The 23,162-nt window shown below is 42.7% G+C and carries 20 protein-coding genes; 16 read left to right on the forward strand and 4 right to left on the reverse strand.

The window, feature by feature from the left end; translation table 11 throughout:
- Nucleotides 1-218 precede the first annotated feature (218 nt).
- Together RIN70_RS03360 and RIN70_RS03365 are read right to left on the reverse strand one after the other, a co-directional pair.
- Nucleotides 219-425, reverse strand: coding sequence for a helix-turn-helix domain-containing protein (locus RIN70_RS03360; RefSeq protein ID WP_003006064.1), 207 nt, complete (start codon nucleotides 423-425; stop codon nucleotides 219-221).
- Between the two features lie 10 nt (nucleotides 426-435).
- Nucleotides 436-957: a DUF2975 domain-containing protein gene (locus tag RIN70_RS03365; protein ID WP_247913784.1), complete on the reverse strand. Its 522-nt coding sequence runs from the start codon at nucleotides 955-957 to the stop codon at nucleotides 436-438.
- A 248-nt stretch (nucleotides 958-1,205) separates the two neighbouring features.
- Here RIN70_RS03365 and RIN70_RS03370 point away from each other — a divergent pair, with 248 nt between their 5' ends.
- The 3 genes from RIN70_RS03370 to RIN70_RS03380 all read left to right on the forward strand — a co-directional run bounded on the left by RIN70_RS03370 (nucleotide 1,206) and on the right by RIN70_RS03380 (nucleotide 6,992).
- Entirely contained in the window at nucleotides 1,206-2,468 is a 1,263-nt protein-coding gene (locus tag RIN70_RS03370; RefSeq protein ID WP_313790668.1) for a DUF6287 domain-containing protein, read from the forward strand.
- A 344-nt stretch (nucleotides 2,469-2,812) separates the two neighbouring features.
- Entirely contained in the window at nucleotides 2,813-3,748 is a 936-nt protein-coding gene (locus RIN70_RS03375) for a metal ABC transporter solute-binding protein, Zn/Mn family (RefSeq protein WP_272144693.1), read from the forward strand.
- A 7-nt stretch (nucleotides 3,749-3,755) separates the two neighbouring features.
- Nucleotides 3,756-6,992, forward strand: a complete 3,237-nt coding sequence (locus RIN70_RS03380) for a pneumococcal-type histidine triad protein (RefSeq protein ID WP_313790669.1) — start codon at nucleotides 3,756-3,758, stop codon at nucleotides 6,990-6,992.
- Between the two features lie 239 nt (nucleotides 6,993-7,231).
- On the opposite strand, the gene RIN70_RS03385 is transcribed toward RIN70_RS03380, so the two are convergent.
- A complete protein-coding gene (locus RIN70_RS03385) occupies nucleotides 7,232-8,416 on the reverse strand; it encodes a DUF2974 domain-containing protein (RefSeq protein ID WP_313790670.1) in 1,185 nt (394 codons plus the stop codon).
- Nucleotides 8,417-8,562: 146 nt separating this feature from the next.
- On the opposite strand from RIN70_RS03385, the gene RIN70_RS03390 reads away from it, so the two are divergent.
- The 5 genes from RIN70_RS03390 (at nucleotide 8,563) to RIN70_RS03410 (ending at nucleotide 13,211) form a co-directional block, all read left to right on the forward strand.
- Complete coding sequence (locus RIN70_RS03390) at nucleotides 8,563-9,240, forward strand: response regulator transcription factor (RefSeq protein ID WP_045759189.1); 678 nt, start codon at nucleotides 8,563-8,565, stop codon at nucleotides 9,238-9,240.
- Nucleotides 9,233-10,207: a sensor histidine kinase gene (locus RIN70_RS03395; RefSeq protein ID WP_155125275.1), complete on the forward strand. Its 975-nt coding sequence runs from the start codon at nucleotides 9,233-9,235 to the stop codon at nucleotides 10,205-10,207. The genes RIN70_RS03390 and RIN70_RS03395 overlap by 8 nt, the downstream gene beginning before the upstream one ends.
- Nucleotides 10,208-10,322: 115 nt before the next feature.
- Nucleotides 10,323-10,451, forward strand: a complete 129-nt coding sequence (locus RIN70_RS03400; RefSeq protein ID WP_256263012.1) for a hypothetical protein — start codon at nucleotides 10,323-10,325, stop codon at nucleotides 10,449-10,451.
- A gap of 15 nt (nucleotides 10,452-10,466) precedes the next feature.
- Nucleotides 10,467-11,225 (forward strand): ABC transporter ATP-binding protein, encoded by a 759-nt coding sequence (locus RIN70_RS03405; protein WP_006596750.1) that lies wholly within the window; start codon nucleotides 10,467-10,469, stop codon nucleotides 11,223-11,225.
- Nucleotides 11,226-13,211 carry an FtsX-like permease family protein gene (locus RIN70_RS03410; protein ID WP_313790671.1) on the forward strand — a complete coding sequence of 662 codons (1,986 nt, stop codon included), beginning with the start codon at nucleotides 11,226-11,228 and terminating at the stop codon, nucleotides 13,209-13,211.
- A gap of 369 nt (nucleotides 13,212-13,580) precedes the next feature.
- Here the strand turns inward: RIN70_RS03410 and RIN70_RS03415 are convergent, their stop codons facing one another.
- Nucleotides 13,581-13,844 (reverse strand): SemiSWEET family transporter, encoded by a 264-nt coding sequence (locus RIN70_RS03415; protein WP_003012241.1) that lies wholly within the window; start codon nucleotides 13,842-13,844, stop codon nucleotides 13,581-13,583.
- A 280-nt stretch (nucleotides 13,845-14,124) separates the two neighbouring features.
- Here RIN70_RS03415 and RIN70_RS03420 point away from each other — a divergent pair, with 280 nt between their 5' ends.
- The 8 genes from RIN70_RS03420 (at nucleotide 14,125) to RIN70_RS03455 (ending at nucleotide 23,047) form a co-directional block, all read left to right on the forward strand.
- Complete coding sequence (locus RIN70_RS03420; RefSeq protein ID WP_003011864.1) at nucleotides 14,125-14,382, forward strand: SemiSWEET family transporter; 258 nt, start codon at nucleotides 14,125-14,127, stop codon at nucleotides 14,380-14,382.
- Between the two features lie 259 nt (nucleotides 14,383-14,641).
- A complete protein-coding gene (locus RIN70_RS03425; protein WP_313790672.1) occupies nucleotides 14,642-15,019 on the forward strand; it encodes a YbgA family protein in 378 nt (125 codons plus the stop codon).
- Complete coding sequence (locus RIN70_RS03430) at nucleotides 15,020-15,385, forward strand: TIGR02328 family protein (RefSeq protein WP_313790673.1); 366 nt, start codon at nucleotides 15,020-15,022, stop codon at nucleotides 15,383-15,385.
- 117 nt (nucleotides 15,386-15,502) lie between these two features.
- Nucleotides 15,503-17,074: a type I restriction-modification system subunit M gene (locus RIN70_RS03435; protein WP_313790674.1), complete on the forward strand. Its 1,572-nt coding sequence runs from the start codon at nucleotides 15,503-15,505 to the stop codon at nucleotides 17,072-17,074.
- A complete protein-coding gene (locus tag RIN70_RS03440) occupies nucleotides 17,071-18,273 on the forward strand; it encodes a restriction endonuclease subunit S (protein ID WP_313790675.1) in 1,203 nt (400 codons plus the stop codon). The genes RIN70_RS03435 and RIN70_RS03440 overlap by 4 nt, the downstream gene beginning before the upstream one ends.
- A 23-nt stretch (nucleotides 18,274-18,296) precedes the next feature.
- Entirely contained in the window at nucleotides 18,297-18,878 is a 582-nt protein-coding gene (locus RIN70_RS03445) for a restriction endonuclease subunit S (protein ID WP_313790676.1), read from the forward strand.
- Between the two features lie 54 nt (nucleotides 18,879-18,932).
- On the forward strand, nucleotides 18,933-21,977 hold the full coding sequence (locus RIN70_RS03450) for a type I restriction endonuclease subunit R (protein ID WP_313790677.1): 3,045 nt from the start codon (nucleotides 18,933-18,935) through the stop codon (nucleotides 21,975-21,977).
- A 194-nt stretch (nucleotides 21,978-22,171) separates the two neighbouring features.
- Complete coding sequence (locus RIN70_RS03455) at nucleotides 22,172-23,047, forward strand: Rpn family recombination-promoting nuclease/putative transposase (RefSeq protein WP_313790678.1); 876 nt, start codon at nucleotides 22,172-22,174, stop codon at nucleotides 23,045-23,047.
- Nucleotides 23,048-23,162: the final 115 nt, after the last annotated feature.

Raw genomic sequence — 23,162 nt, forward strand, 5'->3', positions numbered from 1 at the left:
CCATCATTGAGTTTTACAAGGATGGTATATGAGTCCTATTAGTAATGAATATTAATGGAGACTTCCGCAGTGAGAAAAGAGTCTGAAACGGTATCGTTTCAGACTCTCGGAAGATTTGAGACAGTGGGCTCAAATCTTAGGTATGGAATCCCAAAGGGATTCGCTACCGTCCGTCCTCACCCAAGGTAAGTCTCCAATTATATATTTAAATACTTGTCCTATTCATCTGGCCGGTATTCCAAGATATCTCCTGGCTGGCAGTCGAGTTCTTTGCAAATGGCTTCAAGGGTGGTGAAGCGGATGGCTTTGGCCTTGCCGGTTTTGAGGATGGAGAGGTTAGCTGTGGTGATGCCGATTTTGTCGGCTAGCTCATTGGATTTCATTTTCCGCTTGGCCAGCATGACATCTAGATTGACGATAATCATGGCACCCTCCTTAAATGGTTAGCTCATTTTCTTCAGCAATCTCAATACCTCTCTCTAAAATCTTGCCAGAGACCCAGACGATTGGAACGGCAAGGAGAAGCCCTGTGTTAAAGGTAAATTGGAAAGTGAAGGGGAGGAGATAAGCATTTCCACTGGTTTCAAGTGTGCCAGACATAAAGGACAAGACCAAGAGAATCTTCCAAGCTCGGTTGCAAAGATCAATGTTGGAGTGAGAAAAGATCTTTTCTTGGTAGAGATTTTGGAGGAAGCTGCGAATGGTGATGAGAAGGTAAATATAGATAGCGCTTGAGGCTAGTGGGAAAAGCAACTGCCAGAGAGGTTGCGGATGTTTGGGGAAGAGCTGGATGCCATTCGCATCAAAGGACAAGCGACCTGATTGAATGAGATCTTTGAAAAGGCCTATGCGGGAAAGCAGATGGACGACCAATGCAGCCACGGTCATAAAGCCACAGAAGTAAATGAAAGCCGTTAAGACTTCAATGACATTTTTTAAGGTTTTCGAGTTTTTCATCGCAAGCCTCCTTGAAGTTTCTTTATTATTTACTTATAGTATACTCCTTATAAAAAATTAGTCAATAAAAAAGTATCGAAAAACGATAAAAAAATAACGATAAACAAAATATTATTTCTGAGAAACAGGTATTCTCTGCTAAAACTAGTCAGTTTAAACCTGGAAAATCACTACATAGAGGGGAATTTTACTATACTTTCGATTTAGGGTATACTAGTGTAAAGATCTTATTCCATGGAGGTAGTAAAATGAATCTTAAGTGGAAGAAAAAATACCTGGGGCCGATTTTGGGGCTTGTCGGAGCAGTTGTTCTGATCGGAGGAGTTTATCTCTACTCTAGCTCCAACATCCAACCAGACCATCAAAAGGAATTTAAGCAGACCAGCAAGAAGGTCACCAAGCCAAAGGAAAAAGCTATTGACTTGAGTGGTGACTATGTCTCTAATGAACGGGATGAAGCCAAAATCGAGAAAAAGGGCAAGGCCTGGAAGATCGATTACCAAACGGCTGACGGCAAGGTATCCGCTGAATTTAGTACGGATTGGAAGGTCGAAGGGTCTAACAAAGTTTCGACAGGCAAGATGAAAAAGTCCGATGGCAATACAGACTTTACAGTCACTGTTCGTGTCTTCAAATACAAGACAGACAAGAAACCTTTGATTACGGTCACCATGTCTGATAAAAATCCTGACCACGAGATGGTTTTTGCCAATCGGGAGGATTTTTTTAAATCGACAGATCCAAATGATGTCGTCCTTGATGGCAATCTCTCACCGTTTGAAGGTGCTTATTCCAATGATACCTATGAAAAGGAAATCGCAGATTCTGGTTTTAAACTTTATGGCTATACTCCAGAAGAGTATTACCAAAACAAGACCAATGCCTTTCCAAGTATTGTAAATGGGGAGACTGGCTGGACTTTCTGGAGTGGAGGCACTCGGGCGAGTTACTTGTTCAATAAAGAAAAAGAGCCTAAGAAGCGAAAAGGCTATTATGAAGTTTATTTCACTGGGGCCAATGCGACTGCGATCCAAGGGCAAGAGCAAACCTTGTACTTGATCCCAGCGGGTGTGACAGGTCCTGATGGAGTAGCTTCCCAAGAACGTCGGATTCTCTTTGGGGACGTGGCCTACCGTGATTACCATCTAGAGTGGTGGAAAGCCTACCCGCAACCGAAAAAAGAGAAAGACTTGGATATTGCGGCCATTAACGGAGGCGACTTCTCTAGCTTAGCTGGAACCTGGCGCAATGGCAAGGGTGCTGAGATCGTCATCCAAGCAGATGGGAAAGTCAAGGGCCAAGGCAGCCTCAAGGCCGTTGCGGACTCAGATAAGAAGAGCAAGATCCCTTATGTTGAACTGAAGATGGGTGAGACCGGTGCGGCGATTGGACTGCTGAAAATTGGCTTCCAAAATCCAGATGGAGATCAGTCTGACACCAGTAAGCCACGTCTGGTGGTGACTCAATCTGCAGGAAACTACCCAGCTGATCAATATTTCTACCGTCAATAAAAGAGAGTGGGACAGAAATCGGTCATTCGTTAGAATTCGATTTCGTCGTCCCACCTCTGCAAAGTTGAGTAGGGCTGTAAAAGCTGATGAAATCAGCGTAGTAGAGCCCACTCAACCACTGCATCTTGCTCGACAATCCAAAGACAATTGAGAGACTAGGACTTTTGTCCCAGCCTCTTTTTTTCTGCAGGGAAAGGTCGTGGAGGCTAGTAAAAGGTTAGTCCCTAGCATTAAAAGGAAAAAAATGTAAAAAAGGCTTGACAAAGCAAACAAATAGCAGTATTATTAACTAGTTAATTAACTGATTAATAAACTGGTTAATAAAAATAAAAAAGAGGTGAAGGATGAAAAGGAGAAAAATGAAGGTGCTGGGACTCTTGTTCCTCGGTTTCTTTCTGCTTGCAGCTTGTGCTAGTCAAGGAAATGCAGGCAAGCCCCCTTCTAAAAAAGGTCTCAAAATTGTCACGAGTTTTTATCCCATCTATGCTCTGGTTAAGGAAATCTCTGGGGATCAAAATGACATCTGGATGGTTCAGTCCGGTGCAGGGATCCATGATTACGAGCCCTCAACCAAGGAAGTGGCCCAAATCTATGATGCGGATGTATTTGTCTATCATTCTCAGACCCTGGAATCATGGGCTGGTCGCTTAGATCCTAATCTACAAGGTTCCAAGTTACAGGTGATCGAAGGGAGTCAAGGAATGACCCTTGATAAGGTGGCTGGATTAGAGGATGTTGAGGCTGGTCAGGGAAAAGAAGCCAAGCAACTGTATGACCCGCATACCTGGTTGGACCCTGCGAAAATTGCAGAGGAAGGAAAGATTATCGCCCAGCGCTTGGGAGAGATCGATCCAAAGAACAAGGAGCTCTATCAGGCCAATGCCCAAAAGCTTGAAAAGCGCTGTGAGGAACTAGTAGCTCGCTACCAGCCTGTCTTTGACAAGGCCAAGCAAAAGACTTTTGTGACCCAGCATACGGCCTTTTCTTATCTGGCCAAACGCTTTGGTCTCAAGCAATTAGGGATTGCAGGGATTTCTCCAGAGCAAGAACCGACCGCTCGGCAATTGGCCGAGATCCAGCAGTTTGTCAAAGACTACAAGGTGAAAACGATCTTTGTGGAAAAGCACACGTCGTCAAAGGTGGCAGATAGTATCGCCAAGGCAACAGGGGCGCGTGTTAAGGTTCTGGATCCACTGGAAGCTGATCCACAAAATGATAAGGATCTATTAGAAAATTTAGAAGAAAATATGGCGACTTTAGCCAAGGAATTAGAGGAGTAAATCAAGAATGAAGAAAAAGGGAACGATTGGAATTGTAGCGACTTTGGGGCTAGGACTCTGTGCCTATGCGCTCAGTCAGCAACCACAAGTCAAGGAAGAGAAAAAGAATCAGATTCAGTATTTGCAAGCGGACAAGAAATCGTCATCGTCTGCCTCCAGTAAAAAGGAAGACAGCATCGAAGCGGTCAATGCCAAGGAAAAGACCCAGGCAGAGCAGATTGTCATTAAGATTACAGATGAAGGCTTTGTCACTTCTCATGGGGATCATTTTCATTACTACAGCGGCAAGGTTCCATTTGATGCCATCTTTAGTGAAGAGTTGATTTTGCGGGATCCAACTTACCAGCTGCAAGAAGCGGATATCGTGAGCAAGGTCAAGGATGGCTATATTATCAAACGCGCTGGGAAATACTATCTCTACTTAAAGGATGCCCAACATACAGTCAATGTGCGCTCGATCGAAGAGATCGCTCAACAGCAAAATGGAGGCGCAAAAGAAGAAGGGGAGACGGGATCGGTGCAAGCGAGCTCCTCGCACAAGGCAGGCAAGACCCGTGATTTCCGTCAACCGAGTCAAGCGCTGAAAGAAGGAAAGACTCTTGAGATGCTGACGGCTAAGAACCATACAGCTGGTGGCTACCGTACGGACGATGGTTATGTCTTTAGCCCTGGAGATGTCATTTCAGATACAGGGGACGGCTTTATTGTACCCCATGGCGGCCATTTCCATTATATTCCAAAGAGTGCCTTATCTGCTGGAGAGTTAGCAGCAGCCCTCTCTGTCTTAGGTGGTCAAGCTGGCCATCAGGCTGGAAACTCACGCCTAGCTGGAGCAAGTACAGAACAAGGGCAAGGAACTCCAGATCAAGCCTCTCCAAGCATAGGGAAACAAGAGAGCAACCAGCCGTCAGCCGGTCCAACCAATACACAGACAACCCCAACGACGTCTAAACCGACTGCCTCCAAACCGAGTCCAACCCTGACCAACTTGATCGAAGAATTGCAGAAAGCCCCGTTGTCTTCTCGTCATGTGGAGTCTGATGGTTCTGTCTTTGATCCAAGTAAGATTACCAAGTGGACCGATCAAGGGATTGTCTACCCTCATGGGGATCATTTCCACTTTATCCCTTACAGCTCCCTATCGCCTTTAGAGCGTGAGTTGGCACGGCAATTCCAATTGCTTCGTACTCAAGGATCTAGTAGTCCAACAGAAGTAAGTCCAAGCTTGCCTTCAAATCCAAGCACAAAACCAATTGACCATGAGCATGATCATGAGCATGGCGACAGTCACGATCACAAAGAGGAGCACGATCATGGCTTCCACGCTGACAAGGTCATCAGCAAGGACGAGGAAGGCTATATGGTCGCTCATGGCAACCATGCCCATTATTTCTATAAAAAGGACCTCTCTCCTCAAGAGATTGCAGCAGCAGAGGCAACTCTAGCTGGTAAGAAAGAAGAGGACAAGGGTCAGCCCCTGACAGATGACGTTGCGACCTATTCTCGTGATGCCTCAGATGAGGAAAAGATCCAGTACATCAGCAAGACCTACGGTGTCCCTCGCGAGGCCATAAAGATTTCCAAGGGTTTCTTTGTCTTTAACAATCCAGACCAAGAATACGATCCGACCCACATCCATCCTTATGCTGTTCGTAAGGAACATGTCCGGATCCCACTCGAAACTGGCAATCCTGAACTAGACTTTATCAATGAACTCTATGCAACAGCGCTTCGTTCGGGGATTTCTCCTTATAGCCTCCAGATTGAAAATGGCCAGTTTGTCATCCCGCATGGCGATCATAACCACTACATCAAGGTGCGCTCAGCAGGTCTAGCAGACTACTTAGCCCATCGCCTTCCTACCATCCAATCGCCTTATAAAAAAGGAGACTTGGACAAAAAAGCAGTAGAAGAAAAGGTCAACCAACTCTTAGTAGAAAGCCGCAGCCTCTATGCTTCTGATCCATTGCAACAAAGACGGATTGAGCTCATCTTGGGTCACTTCTTGGAAAATGTCAAGAGTTTCCCAAGTAACTCAACAGAGGGCTATCTTGCAAGTCTCAAACAGGTTGATGCGCAGTACATTCATGCGACTCAAGCGGTCAAGCCAAAAGAAGAGACAGCCTTGGATCGTCGTTACCAAGAATTGCTGGAACAAGTGCGCTTGCTAGACACAGAAGCCTTCCAATTGAAGAAGGAAGAGTTGGTCTCTCAACTGCAGGAAGCTTATGCTGCCAAGGACAGCAAGCGTTTAGAGCAGGAAGGGAAGCTATTAGAAGCTGTTCAGGAGATGCAAGATCGGACGGGTGTGACCTCGGTCGACTATCTTAAGTATTTCTATCAAAGCTTGAGCGATGAGCGCTTGACACCAGAACTCCGCACCAAGGCAGCAGATCTAGCCTTGAAGCTCTACCGAGCTCAAGCCTTTGAAGAAGCTTGGGATTCCAAGTCTCACTTTATGGAACTCTACCAAACCAAGCAAGCTATTGACCAGCTCTTCTCCCAAGAAAAAGGCCAAACCTATCCTATTGAAAAAACAGTTTTGGATCAAAAAGGAAGTCAAACCCCATCCTACAACGTAGCGGTTTATGATTTCCTCAAAGGCTTGTATGGAGAGTTGGATAAGGCAACAGAAGCCCGTCAACAGAACAAGATTTTGACAGCTCTCTTAGAGCAAATCCAGTCGCTCTTGCCACAGGTCGAAAACCAAGACAAACGAACGGCTTTTGAAGCAGGCTTGACTCAACTTGGAAAAGAATCTGATCCAAACAAGGCTATTAGAAGTGGGGAAGCACTTCTACGCGAAATCAGCGATACTATTGAAAAGCAAAAACAAAAGCAAACCGAAGAGCCTCAGATTGGGGATGTCGCACTTTATCAACAGCTCTATAATCAATTGATGGCTCTTCACCAACAATTGCAGGACAAGGGAGCTAGTGATGCTGTGTTTGATCGCTTAGAAGCTCTCTTTGACCAATTGGCTAATCCAAAGAGTGATAAAGCAGCCTTACTGCAGGCCATCCAAGCCTTTCAGGCAGAGTTGGCAGCAACGCCATCTGCAAGCGAAGTGACCAAACCAGCTACCACGGTTGAAACGCCTGTCGCTACAGAAACTCCGGTGGAAAAAGAAGCAGCAGCTTCAGAAGGAAGCAAGCCTGCCACAACTGAGACAGAAACCGAGCCTGCAAGCGCAGCTGTAACAGAAGCAAGCACGCCAGATGCTCCATCTCCTCAGAACCAATAGAAAATAGAGAAGAGGCTGGGACAAAAGTCCTAGCCTCTCGATTATTTTTGGATTGTCGAGCAAGACGCAGTGGTTGAGTGGGCTCTACTACGCTGATTTCATCAGCCTTTACAGCCCTACTCAACTGTGCGGAGGTGGGACGACGAAATCGAATTCTAACGAATTACCGATTTCTGTCCCACTCTCTTTTTGCGTTTTAGTGAATAGAAGAGGTGGCCTCTTTTTTCAGTTGTTGAGCCTCACTCCTTGTGCTCTAGGAGCAGTGGGGAGGAAAGCCCGACTGCTTTTTTTCGCTTGAAAAATGCGGCCATTTGAACCAGGATGCGGGGGACCGTTTGCCATTTTTTCCAAGCTTGAAAGCGGGTGTCGATGAGCTGCTTGGCCAAGCGTTCCAGCATTTCCCGCTCGGTTGGATCCAAATCCTGGGCATTTTGGAGGATTTCCTTGGCCTTGGCTAGCTGTTTGAGATCGGTTAGGTCATTGATGGAAGTGATGCCGGCATCCAGAAAAATGCCAAAAAAGGTGTCAAAAAACTTCTTACGCTCCTCTGCCGATGTTTCGCGAACCCATTGCTTCAAGGTCAGATCGGTCTGCTGGCTATCTGGACTGGTTTCTGAAACGGTCACAAAGCTGTAGTCCTTGATTTCCCAAGTGAAGGCGTCATGCTGGGCAAAGCCACCCAAGGCGCGACTCTTGACAATGGTCGTCGGTTCCGGCACTTCCAACATCATACCAACGATGGATCCCTGAGGGACAAAGCGACGAATGTATGGAGACGTGCGCTGGTAGCCTTCGGTTTCGATGATGGCCTTGTTGAGGCCAGGAGCATCGTAGCTGTAGATGGCGTCGACCCGTTCAAATAAGGAATCAGGTAGATACGAGCAGGCATAGGTTGCGAGATTTCCCCCTTTGGAGTGACCAGCCACCAAGAAACGTCCTTTTGGAAATTCCTTCATGACATGGTGCAGGTAGCTGGCTGCGCGTTTCTGAGCTGGTACATGGTCCATATAGGTCATGTGGAAATCTTCCTTCCAGCCGATCAAGGTATCATCAGTCCCTCTGAAAACGACCAAATACGTATCCAGACTAAGCCGATAGGTCATGGCCGCAAACTGTTTTTGCACATCGGGATCGTATTCATCGACATAGTTGAGGAGTTTGATGTTCTTAAAGCGCTTTGAAGTAGCTAACTCATCAACTAATTGCAGGTGCTGGTTACTCACGATAAAATCGGTAGTCCGGTCGATCAGTTCCATCGCATCAGACAGGCGCACTGGGATTCCTGTTGTATCTCCTTGAGGCACAATGTGTCCAAAGGGCAGATAGGTCAGCTCTGTCAATGCGAGAACATCCAGTTCTTTGAAGGGGCGGTCATATATGGAATCATAAGTCACTTCTTTTAGGTAATCAAAAATAGTCGACATCTGTGCCTCCCGTGTCTTATTTCTTTCAGTATAGCACAAAAATGGGAGTAGAAAAAGCTCTTACTGTTAAGAAGGCTACGCTCGATCTTTTTCTCTGCTTCTTAATCTGTTATAATAGGAAGAAGAAAAAAGAAGGAAAGACAGCCATGCATAAAATTCTCTTAGTGGAAGACGATGAAATTATCCGCCAACAGGTCAAACAATTATTGGAACAATGGGGCTATGAAGTGGTTGCAGTAGAGGATTTTATGGATGTCCTCGGGATCTTTGTCGAAAGCGACCCTCATTTGATTCTCATGGATATTGGCCTGCCTCTCTACAATGGTTACCACTGGTGCCAAGAGATTCGCAAGGTTTCAAAGGTTCCGATCATGTTTCTTTCTTCACGGGATCAAGCCATGGATATTGTCATGGCCATCAATATGGGTGGAGACGACTTTGTCACCAAGCCCTTTGACCAAAATGTCCTCCTTGCCAAGGTCCAAGGGCTCTTGCGCCGCTCCTACGAATTTGGGACAGATCAAAATCTGCTGGAGCACCGGGGAGCCATCCTCAATCTCAAGTCTACGGACTTGGTGTATGAAGGGGAAGTCATCAAGTTGACCAAGAATGAATTTCAGATCCTGCGCGTCCTATTTGAACATGCGGGCAGTATCGTGGCGCGTGATGATATGATGAAAGAGCTCTGGAATAGCGACTTCTTTATTGATGATAATACCTTGTCTGTCAATGTGGCCCGCCTTCGCAAGAAATTAGAAGAGGCTGGCTTGTCAAACTTCATCGAAACCAAGAAAGGCATCGGTTATGGGTTGGTCCATGAATAAATATGGAAATATCTTTTGGCAGTATGTGGTATCCCGCAGGCGCCTGCTCTATCTAGTGGTCATCTTTTTGATGGTCGATTTGGTCTTTGCCTTTCTCTTTCCAGAGACGGGGACGGTTTTCCTCTATGCAACTCTGATGCTAGGATTTTTTACCCTCTGTATCTTGATCTGGGATTTCGCTATGACCTTTCAGGAGTACCGCAAAGCCTTGCTGTATGAGGAAATAGAGCTTGCCTCACCACTGGAACATCTTCTTTATGAAAAATATACAGAAGAACAGCAGGCGCGCCTGGAGCAAGGCAAAGTAGCCCAGGCCAAGTTCAATGACCTGATGGATTACTACACCCTCTGGGTTCACCAGATTAAGACGCCCATTGCAGCTAGCCAGCTCTTGGTCCAAGATGTCGAGACACCTATTGTCAAGCAGCAGATGGAGCAGGAGCTTTTCAAGATTGACTCCTATGCCAATCTGGTTCTGCAGTACCTGCGACTGGAGAGTTTTCATGACGATCTGGTCTTAAAGCGCGTGTCGTTAGAGGACTTGGTCAAAGAAGTGGTCCGCAAATATGCCCTCTTTTTTATCCAAAAGAACTTGACAGTGAACCTGCATGATTTGGATGTCGCCGTCATTACCGATCGCAAGTGGCTCTTGGTCATCATCGAGCAACTCTTGTCCAATAGCCTCAAGTATACCAGCACAGGTGGAATTGAAATCTATTTTAAAGACCAGACTCTCTATATAAAAGACAGCGGGATTGGAATCAAAAATAGCGATGTCCTTCGCGTCTTTGAGCGGGGCTTCTCCGGTTACAATGGCCACATGACCCAGCAATCCTCAGGGCTGGGGCTTTATCTGTCTAAGAAAATTGCAGAGCAATTGGGCCACAAGATTAGCCTCCACTCAGAGGTTGGCCAAGGCACAACCGTCGCCATTCGCTTTGAAGAGAAGAAGTTGGTCATGGATTAGTTTTTTTCCATCTTACAAAAATGTAAGAAATAAACGGTAAAATGAAAGGTTAGGTTATGGTAGCCGCCTTTTATTTTTTATACAATAGTCTCATCAAATGAAGGAGGTCAAGAAAATGAAACTCTTGAAATGGATGAAACAACCCAAAAAGATTAAGAAACCAAATGAGCAAACCGATCTGGAAAAGACGGAATTTGGTCTCCAAGTCCTGCACCAAACCCAAGAATTTTTCTTGATCTACTAGTAAAAGGAGAAAAGTATGTCATTGCTAGACGTTCAACACATCAAAAAAATCTACAAAACCCGCTTTCAAGGGACGCAAGTTGAAGCCCTAAAGGACATTCATTTTACCGTGGAAAAAGGGGAATACGTCGCCATCATGGGGGAATCAGGGTCCGGGAAATCGACCCTTCTCAATATCCTAGCCATGCTGGACCAGCCGACCGAAGGACGGGTCTACCTCAACGGTACCGATACTTCAACTATCAAGAACAAGGATGCCTCGAGCTTCCGTCGGGAAAAACTAGGATTTGTCTTTCAAGACTTCAACCTGCTCGACACCTTATCCGTCAAGGACAATATCCTCCTGCCTCTAGTCCTCTCTCGCAGGCCGGTCAAGGAAATGATGAGCAAGGTCGATAGCGTGAGTCGGGAATTAGGCATTCACCAACTTCTAGAGAAATACCCTTACGAAATCTCTGGTGGGCAAAAACAACGGGTGGCTGTAGCACGGGCTATCATCACATCTCCGGAAATCCTCCTGGCAGACGAGCCAACAGGGGCGCTGGATTCCAAATCTTCGGCTGCTTTGCTCGATGTCTTTGAAGATATTAATACAATGGGACAAACCATCCTCATGGTGACCCACTCAACCGCAGCGGCAGCTCGGGCCAAGCGCGTGCTCTTTATTAAGGACGGGATCCTTTACAATCAGATCTTCCGCGGGGAAAAAACAGAACGTCAGATGTTCCAAGAAATCTCGGATACCTTGACGGTCATGGCAAGTGAGGTGGAGTAGATGTTTCGATTAACCACTAAATTAGCTTGCTCCAATCTGATCAAGAACCGCAAGCTCTATTATCCCTTTGCGATTGCAGTCATTCTCGCAGTGACCATCGCCTACCTCTTTGACTCCCTGACCTTTAATCCCCACATTCATGAGCTTCGAGGAGGATCTCCCATGCTCTTCACCCTAGGCTTGGGACTGTTTGTGGTCAATGCTGCTGGAGCCATCATCGTGCTCTATGCCAATAGCTTCGTCATGAAAAACCGCTCCAAAGAGCTGGGAATCTACAGCATGCTAGGTCTTGAAAAGCGGCATCTCATCAGCATGATTTTCAAAGAACTCTTTATTTTTGGTTTTGTGACTATCTCAAGCGGTGTCTTGATCGGAGCCCTCTTTGATAAGCTGATCTTTGCCTTTCTCTTGAAACTGATGAAGATGAAGGTCCAGCTGGTATCTACCTTCCAACCTGGAATTGTGATTGCAGTCTTTGTCACCTTTGGTCTCATCTTTGCCCTTTTGGTCCTTCTCAATGCTTGGCGCATTCTCCGTTTGAATGCCCTGCAACTAACTCGTGAGAAAGCAAGTGGCGAAAAGAAAGCCCGCTTTTTGTGGCCCCAAACCATCCTGGGCTTAGCCTCTCTCGGTTTTGGCTACTACCTGGCTTTGTCTGTCAAAGACCCCATGTCTGCGATTTTGATTTTCTTTCTAGCCGTTGTCTTGGTTATGATCGGGACCTACCTGCTCTTTAATGCTGGGATCACCGTCTTCTTGCACCTGCTTAAGAAAAAGAAGGGGTATTATTACCAACCAAACAACATGATCTCGGTCTCTAACCTCATCTATCGCATGAAGAAAAATGCAGTGGGGCTTGCGACCATTGCCATCCTCTCGACCATGGTGCTGGTGACGATCTCTGCTGCCACCAACATCTATGTCGGTGGCGAAATGTTCAAGAAGATCATGGCTCCTCATGATTTCTCTGTCCAAGGAAAAGGGGTAGATCTGGAGCAAATCAATCAGAAATTTGATGAGTTTGCTTCTGAGCATCATCTTGAGATCAAAAATCGCGATCTGATGACCTATGCCAACTTTGGGGTCAAATCACAAAAGGGCACGGATTTCACCGTCTATCCAGCTGATGAACGCAGCGTCACTCCTAAAACCGTCTTTATGGTCTTTGATGCGGAAAGTTATGAACAGATGACAGGAGAACACGTCGATCTGACCGGCAACCAAGTCATCCTCTTTGCTCATAACAAGGCTCTGATAGGGCAAAAGCAGTTCACTATCAACGGGCAAGACTTCCAAGTCAAGGAAGAAGTGAGCAAGGATTTTATCACCGATCATGTTCCAAATCAGTTTAACATGCTGACGGAGGATTTCAACTACCTGATCGTGCCTGACCTCTCAGCCTTTGTCGCCCAGTTTCCGAACCTTGCTATCAATACCAATATCTACGGTGGCTTCAATGTCAATGTTGATGAAGACCAGCAACTCAAGCTAGCAGCTAGCTATGACAAGATGATCGATGAATTGAGCAGCCAACAGGGCCAAGGAACATTTATCTATGGAGGTAACCGAGCCAACGATGTGGCAGAGTTGAATAGCCTCTTTGGTGGCATCTTCTTTATCGGAATTTTCTTGTCACTGATCTTTATGGTCGGAACGGTTATCGTCATCTACTACAAGCAAATCTCAGAAGGCTATGAAGACCGTGATCGCTTCGTCATCCTCCAACAGGTGGGGCTTGATGAACATGAGGTCAAACGGACCATCAACCGTCAAGTGCGGACCGTCTTCTTCCTCCCTCTCATCTTTGCCTTTGTCCACCTGGCCTTTGCCTACCATATGATCCGCCTCATTCTCAAAGTCCTCGGTGTCATCAATAGTGGCCAAGTCCTCGTCGTGACCCTCAGCGTCTGTGCTGTCTTTCTCATCACCTACCTGATCGTCTTTTGGATCACCTCTCGGAGCTACCGCAAGATTGTGCAGATTTAAGAAAAGAGAAGCTCAAATCAAATTAGAAACTTTCCTTAGGTGAGAACGGACGTCAGCGAACTTCGAAGAAGTTCCATGACTAATTATTGAGCCAAAGGTCTCAATAATTCCGAGTGCCTGAAACATGATTATTTCAGGCACTTTTCTCACAGCGGAAAGTTTCAATATACTCTAATAATAATCAGATATTATTTGGATATTTTTGCACAATAATCCAGCATAGGTTATTCAAAGAAAAGAATTGTCAATTTTTTTAGCTTGCTCATAGCGGGCTTTTTTGTACGAAAACCGACTGCGATTGTTTTTGTTTTTCAAAGGGATACACAAAAAAGACTGAACCCGTAGAGTTCAGTCTTTGTTCACTTTCTATTAAAGTGATGTAAGGAAAGTCAATCCCCCTAGGATGACACCTGCCGAATTCGGAATGATCAAAATCCAGTCTTTTTTAGGTTCCTTTGTCCAACCATAAATGACCCAGATCAAGCAAGAAATAGCAGCTGACAAGGGTTGGAAAGGTTGGGCCTTATTTCCCTGTAAATTAGCAATAATTTGTGGGATGTAGGCAATGAAAACGATAATCCCAATAAAGGCACCGATCGAGCCAACGATTTGGTTGATTTTTTGTTTATTCATAAAATTTTACCTCTGTGTATCAATATAGCATAAGTAGGAAGAAAATGCAATTAATTTGCATGCTACGCAAAATGAAAACGATCACATTTGCAAAAGAATTAGACAAAGTGTCAAAAAATGGCAACTAGAGAGAAAATCCACTCGAAAAGAAATCCATCTTCCTGCAAAATCACAAGATTGTGACACTTTACAGTTCGGTAACATTTGAAAAAAGTACTTGAATTTTAAGAGGGGAAGCGTTAGAATAGTGCATACTTAAAAAATGAAAGGTGTCATAAAAATGAATGAAAAACAAATGAAAATCCTTGGCTGGGTTGCGACCTTTATGTCTGTGATGATGTATGTGTCTTACTTCCCACAAATCATGGATAATCTCGCTGGTCACAAAGGAAACTTTATTCAACCTTTAGTGGCAGCCATCAACTGTAGTCTTTGGGTCTATTATGGACTCTTCAAAAAAGAACGCGATATCCCACTTGCTGCAGCTAATGCACCAGGGATCATCTTTGGTTTGATCACAGCGATCACAGCCTTGTAATTAATGAAAGAGAGAGTGGGACAGAAATCGGTCATTCGTTAGAATTCGATTTTGTCGTCCCACCTCCGCACAGTTGAGTAGGGCTGTAAAAGCTGATGAAATCAGCGTAGTAGAGCCCACTCAACCACTGCGTCTTGCTCGACAATCCAAAGACAGTTGATAGGCCAGGACTTTTGTCCCGGCCTCTTTTTGATGGAATGAATCATTTCCATGGTATAATGGAAGGACTATTCATAGAGAAGATCAAAAGGAGACAAGAGTGGATCAAAAACATCAATGTCAAGTCCTATGGGCGAAAAATAAATACCTGGTGCTGAGTCATTCCAGTAATCTCTACAAGGAAATCCGGGAATATCTCAAGCGAGACCAGGTGGAGGTCAGTCACGTCGAGGACCTGATCCAGCAAGCACTGGCCTTGCCGGAAAATCGTGGCCAGGTCTCCAATGCTTTCCAGCATATCTGGGGCTATTTCAAAAAGCAGGCGACTCCTGAGGAAAAGGCGGACTTCATGTTGCTACTTGAGAAGTACCAGCATGGCCAAGCTAGCCAAGAAGATCTGATCAAGGGGATCCAGACGCTCCTAGAGCGCTACCCGAATCGCTACTTGCAAGACTCGACACTACTAGGAGGTCAATAGATGAGACTCTGGCACCAAGATTTGATTCCCAAACTCCCTCGTCCCCAGCTCCTGGGCCAACACCGGGAATGCTGCGCCCTTCGAGGCAATGGCTGGGGCAAGAAGCACGCGACGGTCAACTATGTCTTTGAATACTCGCCCTATCGTCTCTATGCCTATCACCGCTTGATCATGGAGGAGATGACTGCTCGTGGCTATAAGGTCAGCCCAGAGTGGTGGGAGCCGACCTACCGAGGCAAGACCTGCCCAGCCTATCCAGAGCTGGAAGAGGAAGTCTTGAGTACTCCTATTTATCCAGAACATCATGCGGGTTACCTGAAAGAATGCCTGGAGAATCTAGCAGAAAAAGGGATTCATTTAGATTAATCATTGATTAAGTAAAAATGTAAGCTAAACCATTCGTAATCAATTATTACGAATGGTTTTTAGTATCTAAAATATGATAAAATAAAAAGGATAATACATTAATTAAGGAAAGTAAAAATGGCAAGTAAAGAAAATGCAGAGCGCAAGGAACTTCACCGTAAAATTTGGGCGATTGCGGACGATGTTCGTGGGGCTGTTGACGGTTGGGATTTTAAGCAGTATATCCTAGGAATCCTATTCTATCGCTTTATTTCTGAGCACATGGCTGACTATTTTGATCATGCTGAGCACGAGGCTGGAGATTTAGAATTTCGTTATGCTAACCTGAGTGATCAAGAAGCTGAGCGAGATTTCAAACCAGGGACAGTTGAGGATAAGGGATTCTTTATTTTTCCTAGTCAACTATTTGAAAATGTCGTCAAGAATGCTTCACAAAATGAAAATTTAAACGAAGATTTAGCCAATATTTTCCAAGATATTGAAAAATCAGCAATTGGGTTCAAATCAGAAGATGATATCAAAGGCTTGTTTGATAACTTGGACACACGAAGCAACATACTTGGTGGAACTGTTCCAGAAAAAAATAAACGTCTTTCTGATATTATTAATGGTATCAATAGTATTAACTTTGGCAACTTTGAGGAAAATGACATTGATGCCTTTGGGGATGCCTATGAGTTCTTGATTTCAAACTATGCGAGTAATGCTGGTAAAAGTGGTGGTGAATTTTTCACTCCACAGACAGTTTCTAAATTACTTGCTCGTTTGGTAATGGTTGGTAAGGACAAGATTAACAAGGTCTATGACCCAACATGTGGTTCGGGTTCGCTCTTGCTTCAAATGAAAAAACAATACGAAGACCATATCCTAGAAGATGGTTTCTTTGGTCAAGAAATTAATATGACTAACTATAACTTGGCTCGTATGAATATGTTCTTGCACAATATCAACTACAATAACTTCGATATCAAGCGAGGAGACACCCTTTTAAATCCTCAACATTTGGAAGAAAAACCGTTTGATGCGATTGTTTCAAACCCTCCTTACTCTGTCAAATGGGTGGGAGATGGAGACCCAACTCTCATAAACGATGACCGTTTTGCGCCAGCAGGGAAGCTAGCTCCTAAGTCAAAAGCTGACTTTGCCTTTATCATGCATAGTCTCAACCATTTGTCTAACAGAGGTCGAGCAGCCATTGTTTGTTTCCCAGGTATTTTCTATCGTGGTGGTGCTGAGAAGACCATTCGTCAGTATCTAGTAGATAATAACTTTATTGAAGCAGTGATTGCTCTACCTGATAATCTCTTCTTTGGAACCTCTATCGCGACTACGATTTTAGTGTTGGCGAAGAATAAACTAGAAAATAAAACACTCTTTATCGATGCGAGTAAGGAATTCAAAAAAGAGACCAATAACAATGTCTTGACGGATGACAATATCGACCATATCGTTGAATTATTCACTAATTATCAAAGTGTAGACTATAAAGCAACTCTTGTTGATAATGAAGTGATTGGTTCAGAACAGGATTACAACCTATCTGTCTCAACCTATGTTGAGCAAGAAGATACACGTGAGAAGATTGATATTGATGTGCTTAATAAAGAAATCGCTGAGACTGTTGCTAAGATTGACCACTTGCGTGCAGAGATAGATAAAATTGTAGAGGAACTAGGAGGTAAATCATGAACATCCTAGAAGAAATCCAAAACTGCCCCGTTGAGTGGAAAGAGTTGGGGGTAGTTTGTTCTGTTAATAAAGGTAAGCAGCTAAACAAGAATCTGTTGATAGATGATGGATTATATCCTGCGTATAATGGAGGACAAACTTATTCAGGAAGAACTAATGATTACAATGTCGAAGCTAATACAATTATTGTAAGTCAAGGTGGTGCTTCTGCAGGTTTTGTCAATTTTGTAGAGACTAAATTTTGGGCTAATGCTCACTGCTATTATATACTTCCCGATGAAACTCAAGTGAAAAATAGATTTGTATATCATTTTTTAAAAATGAATCAAAAATATCTTATGGATTTTCAACACGGCGCCGGTATACCTGCGTTAAAATCTGATAAATTAACTAAACTATTAATTCCCGTCCCTCCTATAAAAATTCAGGAAAAAATCGTGCAAATACTTGACAAAATGACAGAGTATGTTACAGAATTGACCTCAGAATTGACCTCACGTAAAAAGCAATATTCTTTTTATCGAGATAAACTCTTATCATTTGAAGATGAAGTTTATCAGGTTGAGTGGAAGACGCTAGGGGAAGTAGCTAAATTTAATTATGGATATACTGATAAAGCAAAAGAGACGGGAGATATTAGATTTATTCGAATTACTGATATTGATGAAAATGGCTATCTCAAGTCGAATGATAAAAAATATATTTCTTTAACCGAAGAATCTAGAAACTATCTAGTAAAACATGGTGACTTATTGATGGCTAGAACGGGTGCTACATATGGTAAAACTCTATTTATTGATACTGATGAAACTAGCGCGTATGCCTCTTTCTTAATAAAAATTACTCCATCAGATAAATTGAATTCGAGATACTATTGGCACTTTTCAAAGAGTGAATTGTACTGGAAACAGGCTAATAATTTGGTTTCAAAGGCAGGTCAGCCCCAGTTTAATGCGAATAGTTTGAAAAATGTAAAAATCCCAATACCTTCTCTAGAAATCCAGTCTCGTATTGTTCAAGTTCTGGACAACTTTGATATGGTTTGTAACGACTTAAATATCGGACTGCCTAAGGAGATTGAACTGCGTCAAAAACAGTACGAATATTTCCGAGAAAAACTCTTGACATTCGTCGCCGAAGGCGAGTACACTGACAGTACAGTACAGTACAGTACAGACAAGACATCATTAGGCTCTTAAATTGGGTATTTGGACCAATTCGAGTGGAGTTGGGTAGTATTTGTGAATTTGTAAGAGGAAATGGTCTTCAGAAGAAAGATTTTACCCAAGCTGGAAGATCTGTTATCCACTATGGACAAATTTACACTAAATATGATTTTACAGTAGTTTACACTTTCTCCAAAACTAGTGAAATGGTGTTTAAAAAGTTAAAAAAAGCCCAACCAAATGATTTGGTAATGGCAACTACATCTGAGAATGTTGAAGATGTCGGGAAAGCAATTGTTTGGGAAGGAAAAGAAGAGATTGGAATCTCTGGAGATAGTTATATCATTCGTACAAGTCAAAATTCACGGTACTTGAATTATTGGCTAAGATCGATTTCGTTTCAATCTCAAAAGGAAAGAAAAGTGACTGGGACAAAAGTTGTTAGAATCAATTCGAAGGATATGGAAAAATTTCAAATTGTAGTTCCATCCATTACAGAACAAGAAAGAATTGTCTCCATTCTTGACCGTTTCAACACTTTAACTAACTCTCTTTCTGAGGGCCTCCCAAAAGAAATCGAACTAAGACAGAAACAGTATGAATACTGGCGAGAACAATTATTAAACTTTACTAGATAAAGTCTTTAATCATTTTGAGAAAGAATCTCAATTAAAATAAAAAAGGAACATACTATGGTTGATTATTCAAAAATACATGAAGTAATTGCGGAAACAAATGAAGGGATTCTCTTGGCTGAGTATCAACCAGAGTATCGTACAGATAGGGAGTATCAGTCAGAGGCTGATTTAGAAAATCAGTTGATTTCTGATTTGGTAAATCATCTCAACTATGAACGCTTAAATATTCATACACCTGAAGAGCTCTTAGCAAATGCTAAGGTGCAAATTGAAAAACTTAATAAGGTAACGTTTACGAATGCTGAGTGGAATCGATTTGTAGTAGAGTATTTAGACTGCCCCAATGAAGGATTAGTTGAAAAAACTCGAAAAATCCAAGAGAATTATATCTATGATTTTGTCTTTGATGATGGACGGATTAAAAATATTTTCATTCTTGATAAGAAAAACATTCACAACAACAGCATGCAAGTCATCAACCAGGTGACCCAAGTGGGTAGTCATACCAACCGTTATGATGTCACCATCTTGGTAAATGGACTTCCTTTAGTTCAGATTGAATTAAAGAGACGAGGGGTTAGTCTTAAAGAAGCTTTTGAGCAAATCCATAGATATAGCAAGGAAAGCTTCAATAGAGAAAATTCTTTATACAAATACATTCAAATTTTTGTCATTTCTAATGGGACTTATACACGCTACTTTGCCAATACGACAGCTCAAAATAAAAATCATTATGAGTTCACCTGTGAATGGGCAGACCGAAAAAATAAAACGATTCACGACCTGGAGGACTTTACCATTACCTTTTTGAGCAAACGAGTTCTTTTAGAAGTTTTAACCAAGTATTGTGTCTTTGATGCTGATAATACATTACTCATCATGCGCCCATATCAGATAGCTGCAACAGAGAGTATTTTACGAAAGATTCATTCCACAAATGAAATGAGGAATTTCGGTACGATCAATGCCTGTGGCTATATCTGGCACACTACTGGTTCTGGGAAAACTTTAACTAGTTTTAAGACTGCTCGTTTAGCAACAGAGTTGGACTATATTGACAAAGTGATTTTTGTGGTTGATAGAAAAGACCTAGACTATCAAACCATGAAGGAATATCAAAAATTCCAACCGAATTCAGTCAATGGTAGCAACAATACAAAAGAACTCCAACGTAGTATTGAAGAAAATGATGATCGAATTGTTGTCACAACGATTCAAAAGTTAAATAAATTTATAACAGCAAATCCAAACCATGAAATCTATAGTAAAAAATGTGTTCTAATCTTTGATGAATGCCACCGTTCCCAGTTTGGAAAGGCTCAAAAACGTATCAAAAAAGCCTTTAAGCAGTATGCTTTATTTGGATTTACAGGGACCCCAATTTTTCCAGAAAATAGCTTGACTGGAGAAACAACACAAGAGGTTTTTGGAGAGCAACTTCATAACTACGTTATCACAGATGCTATTCGAGATAAAAAAGTGCTGAAGTTCAAGGTTGACTATAACTATATCAAGCCTGAAATCAATAAGTATAGAGAAGCGGAAAAGGCAGTCGGCCGAGAGCTTGATGAAAAGAAACTCAAAAAGATGGAGAAGGAACTCCTTTTACATCCAGAACGGATTGCAACCATCACAGAGTATCTGTTGAGAGTTTATAATGATAAGACGCACCGAAATCAACACTATACTCATAAACAAAAACAACTGTCTGGATTTAATGCCATGCTGGCAGTACAAAGCATTGAAGCTGCGAAATTATACTATGAAGAACTTCAGCGACAACAAGCAGCATTACCAGAAGCTAAGCGTTTGAAGGTCGCAACTATCTTTAGCTTTGCGCCTAACGAAGAACAGTCAGCTTATGGAGAAATTCAAGATGAAGAGCTAGAACCTCAAGATACAGCTATGCCTCTTTCATCTAAAGAGTTTCTTTCTAAAGCAATCTATGACTATAATCAAATGTTCAAGACCAACTTTTCGACTGATGGGAAAGAGTTTCAAAATTACTATCGTGACCTTTCTAAACGAGTTAAGTCCAAGGAAGTGGATTTGCTGATTGTAGTGGGTATGTTCTTGACAGGTTTTGATGCGCCGACCATGAATACTCTCTTTGTCGATAAAAACCTACGTTATCATGGTTTGATTCAGGCTTTTTCTAGAACCAATCGAATTTTTAACAAGGTTAAACCTTTTGGAAATATCGTATGTTTCCGTGATTTAGAAAAAGCTACTCAAGAAGCTATTAAAACCTTTGGGGATACTAATAAACTTGATATTATCTTAGAAAAAAGTTTTAGCGAATACATGGATGGTTTCGTGGATCAGATAACGGGTATCAAGGTTAAAGGTTATACAGAAGTCTGTCAGGAAATTCTCGAAAGATTCCCTAATCCACAAGAAATAGAAACAGAACATGATAAAAAAGAGTTTGTTAAGTTATTTGGTGAGTTTCTGAAACTTGATAACGTGCTCCGAAATTATGATGAGTTTCAGGAAATCGATAAGCCTATCTCGGAAGGATATCTCCAAGATTTAAGAAGTTCTTACGTGGAAATTCGAGATGAATTCTTAAACCTTAAAAACTATGAAAGAACAAAAGATTTAGGTGTTGACCTTTCAGATATTGAATTTGAGATTGAACTCTTAAAAACGGATGAGATTAATCTAGACTATATACTTGCTTTGATTGTCGAAAAATCGAAGAACTCTGAGTCTAAAGAAGCAATGAAAGCTGAAGTTAGCCGTGTCATCCGCTCAAGTATTGATATTCGTGCTAAGGAAGAGTTGGTGATTGGCTTTATCAATGATACTGATTTAGCGAGTCTGAAAGACCATGATGAAATTATCAATGCATTCTATGCTTATGGTAAAGAACGTAAAGCAGTCGCTATTCGTGAATTGGCAGAATCTGAAAATCTTGTAAAAGATTATCAATTATTCATTGATCGTTCTATTCAACGTGGTTATGCTGAGAATAGTGGAGCTGATTTGGATTCGATTATTCCACCGACTTCTCGTAGACATGGAGCTCGTGAACGTAAGAAACAAGAAGTTCTACATCAGATTCAAACATTAGTAGAAGTATACTCAGGTATTTGATCATGAAACTAAGAATAATTACCTAAGAGAAAGATCAATTCACTATTAAGAAATTTTGGGTTTAATAATGAAGGATATTATTAATAAGTGGATTGAAAAAACAGTAGAGGTTAAATTTCAACTATTCCCAAATTTTTTTCGAATGATAGAAGTAGAGGGGCCTTCCCTCTATTTTTTATCGAAAAGGAGCAGGAATGCAGAAAAGACATGCACATGTATCGCCGACCTTGGACATCATGGTCAAGAAGATTTTTAGTTTGCCGGAGGTGACGGCAGCATTTATTCGGGACATTTTAGAGCTAGATGTGGCAGATGCTCAGATTGTGGAGGGAAACCAACCCCACAGCATGGCCTATGAGGAGGATGATTTGTTCTCCACTGCGGTGGATGTGAGGGCCAAGCTCCATGACGGGACCGAGGTGATCATCGAGATCCAGATTCGCAAGCAGCAGTATTTCTTGAATCGGTTCCATTACTATTTGGCCAATCAGCTGGTGGAAAATGTGCAAAAACTGCGCCAGCAAGGCCAGACACATAAGATGTACGAGCAGATGGAGCCCGTCTATGGGATTGCAATTTTGGAGAAGTCGCTCTTGCTAGACGAAGAAGCCGCCATCAATAAATACTGGCTGACCAATAGCCGGTCCGGGAAGCAACTTAAGGCTTATTATAAAAATGGCAAGCACCAAAATCTTCTGCAGGTTGCCTTTTTAGAGCTAGACAAGTATAATAAAGATGAGAACCTGACAGATGCAGGCAGACAGTGGTTGGAGTTTTTTGGGAATCTTCCCTTCACAAAAGCTCCCAGTCAGGCTGTAGCCCACGCAGATTCATTATTAGATTCATCTAGCTGGACCAAGGAGGAAAAGACCATGATAGACGAGCGGATTCGGATTCAAGAAAATTATGATATGACCCTGGAGACAGCGATAGACGAAGCACGCGAAGAAGGTCTGGAACAAGGTCGTAAACAGTTGGTATGCGAAATGGTCTCACGAGGAATGACACCTGAGCTTATCTCAGATATGACGGGTTTATCGCTGGAAGAGATTGAGACTCTTCTTTCTTGAGTCGTTAAAAGAGGCACTGCCTCTTTTCTTTTTGAAAAAACTTGAAAATTTTCCCATTTTTTCAATCCGCCTTTCTAGAATTGTGGTAGAATAGAGTCAACAAAGAGCTATCCTC

The organism is Streptococcus parasanguinis, assembly GCF_032163505.1.
GTDB lineage: Bacteria > Bacillota > Bacilli > Lactobacillales > Streptococcaceae > Streptococcus > Streptococcus parasanguinis_V.

Bases quoted from the DNA above. Each gene is read 5' to 3' on its own strand.
- RIN70_RS03360 (WP_003006064.1), bottom strand. From the start codon at position 425: ATGATTATCGTCAATCTAGATGTCATGCTGGCCAAGCGGAAAATGAAA.
- RIN70_RS03365 (WP_247913784.1), bottom strand. From the start codon at position 957: ATGAAAAACTCGAAAACCTTAAAAAATGTCATTGAAGTCTTAACGGCT.
- RIN70_RS03370 (WP_313790668.1), top strand. From the start codon at position 1,206: ATGAATCTTAAGTGGAAGAAAAAATACCTGGGGCCGATTTTGGGGCTT.
- RIN70_RS03375 (WP_272144693.1), top strand. From the start codon at position 2,813: ATGAAAAGGAGAAAAATGAAGGTGCTGGGACTCTTGTTCCTCGGTTTC.
- RIN70_RS03380 (WP_313790669.1), top strand. From the start codon at position 3,756: ATGAAGAAAAAGGGAACGATTGGAATTGTAGCGACTTTGGGGCTAGGA.
- RIN70_RS03385 (WP_313790670.1), bottom strand. From the start codon at position 8,416: ATGTCGACTATTTTTGATTACCTAAAAGAAGTGACTTATGATTCCATA.
- RIN70_RS03390 (WP_045759189.1), top strand. From the start codon at position 8,563: ATGCATAAAATTCTCTTAGTGGAAGACGATGAAATTATCCGCCAACAG.
- RIN70_RS03395 (WP_155125275.1), top strand. From the start codon at position 9,233: ATGAATAAATATGGAAATATCTTTTGGCAGTATGTGGTATCCCGCAGG.
- RIN70_RS03400 (WP_256263012.1), top strand. From the start codon at position 10,323: ATGAAACTCTTGAAATGGATGAAACAACCCAAAAAGATTAAGAAACCA.
- RIN70_RS03405 (WP_006596750.1), top strand. From the start codon at position 10,467: ATGTCATTGCTAGACGTTCAACACATCAAAAAAATCTACAAAACCCGC.
- RIN70_RS03410 (WP_313790671.1), top strand. From the start codon at position 11,226: ATGTTTCGATTAACCACTAAATTAGCTTGCTCCAATCTGATCAAGAAC.
- RIN70_RS03415 (WP_003012241.1), bottom strand. From the start codon at position 13,844: ATGAATAAACAAAAAATCAACCAAATCGTTGGCTCGATCGGTGCCTTT.
- RIN70_RS03420 (WP_003011864.1), top strand. From the start codon at position 14,125: ATGAATGAAAAACAAATGAAAATCCTTGGCTGGGTTGCGACCTTTATG.
- RIN70_RS03430 (WP_313790673.1), top strand. From the start codon at position 15,020: ATGAGACTCTGGCACCAAGATTTGATTCCCAAACTCCCTCGTCCCCAG.
- RIN70_RS03435 (WP_313790674.1), top strand. From the start codon at position 15,503: ATGGCAAGTAAAGAAAATGCAGAGCGCAAGGAACTTCACCGTAAAATT.
- RIN70_RS03440 (WP_313790675.1), top strand. From the start codon at position 17,071: ATGAACATCCTAGAAGAAATCCAAAACTGCCCCGTTGAGTGGAAAGAG.
- RIN70_RS03450 (WP_313790677.1), top strand. From the start codon at position 18,933: ATGGTTGATTATTCAAAAATACATGAAGTAATTGCGGAAACAAATGAA.
- RIN70_RS03455 (WP_313790678.1), top strand. From the start codon at position 22,172: ATGCAGAAAAGACATGCACATGTATCGCCGACCTTGGACATCATGGTC.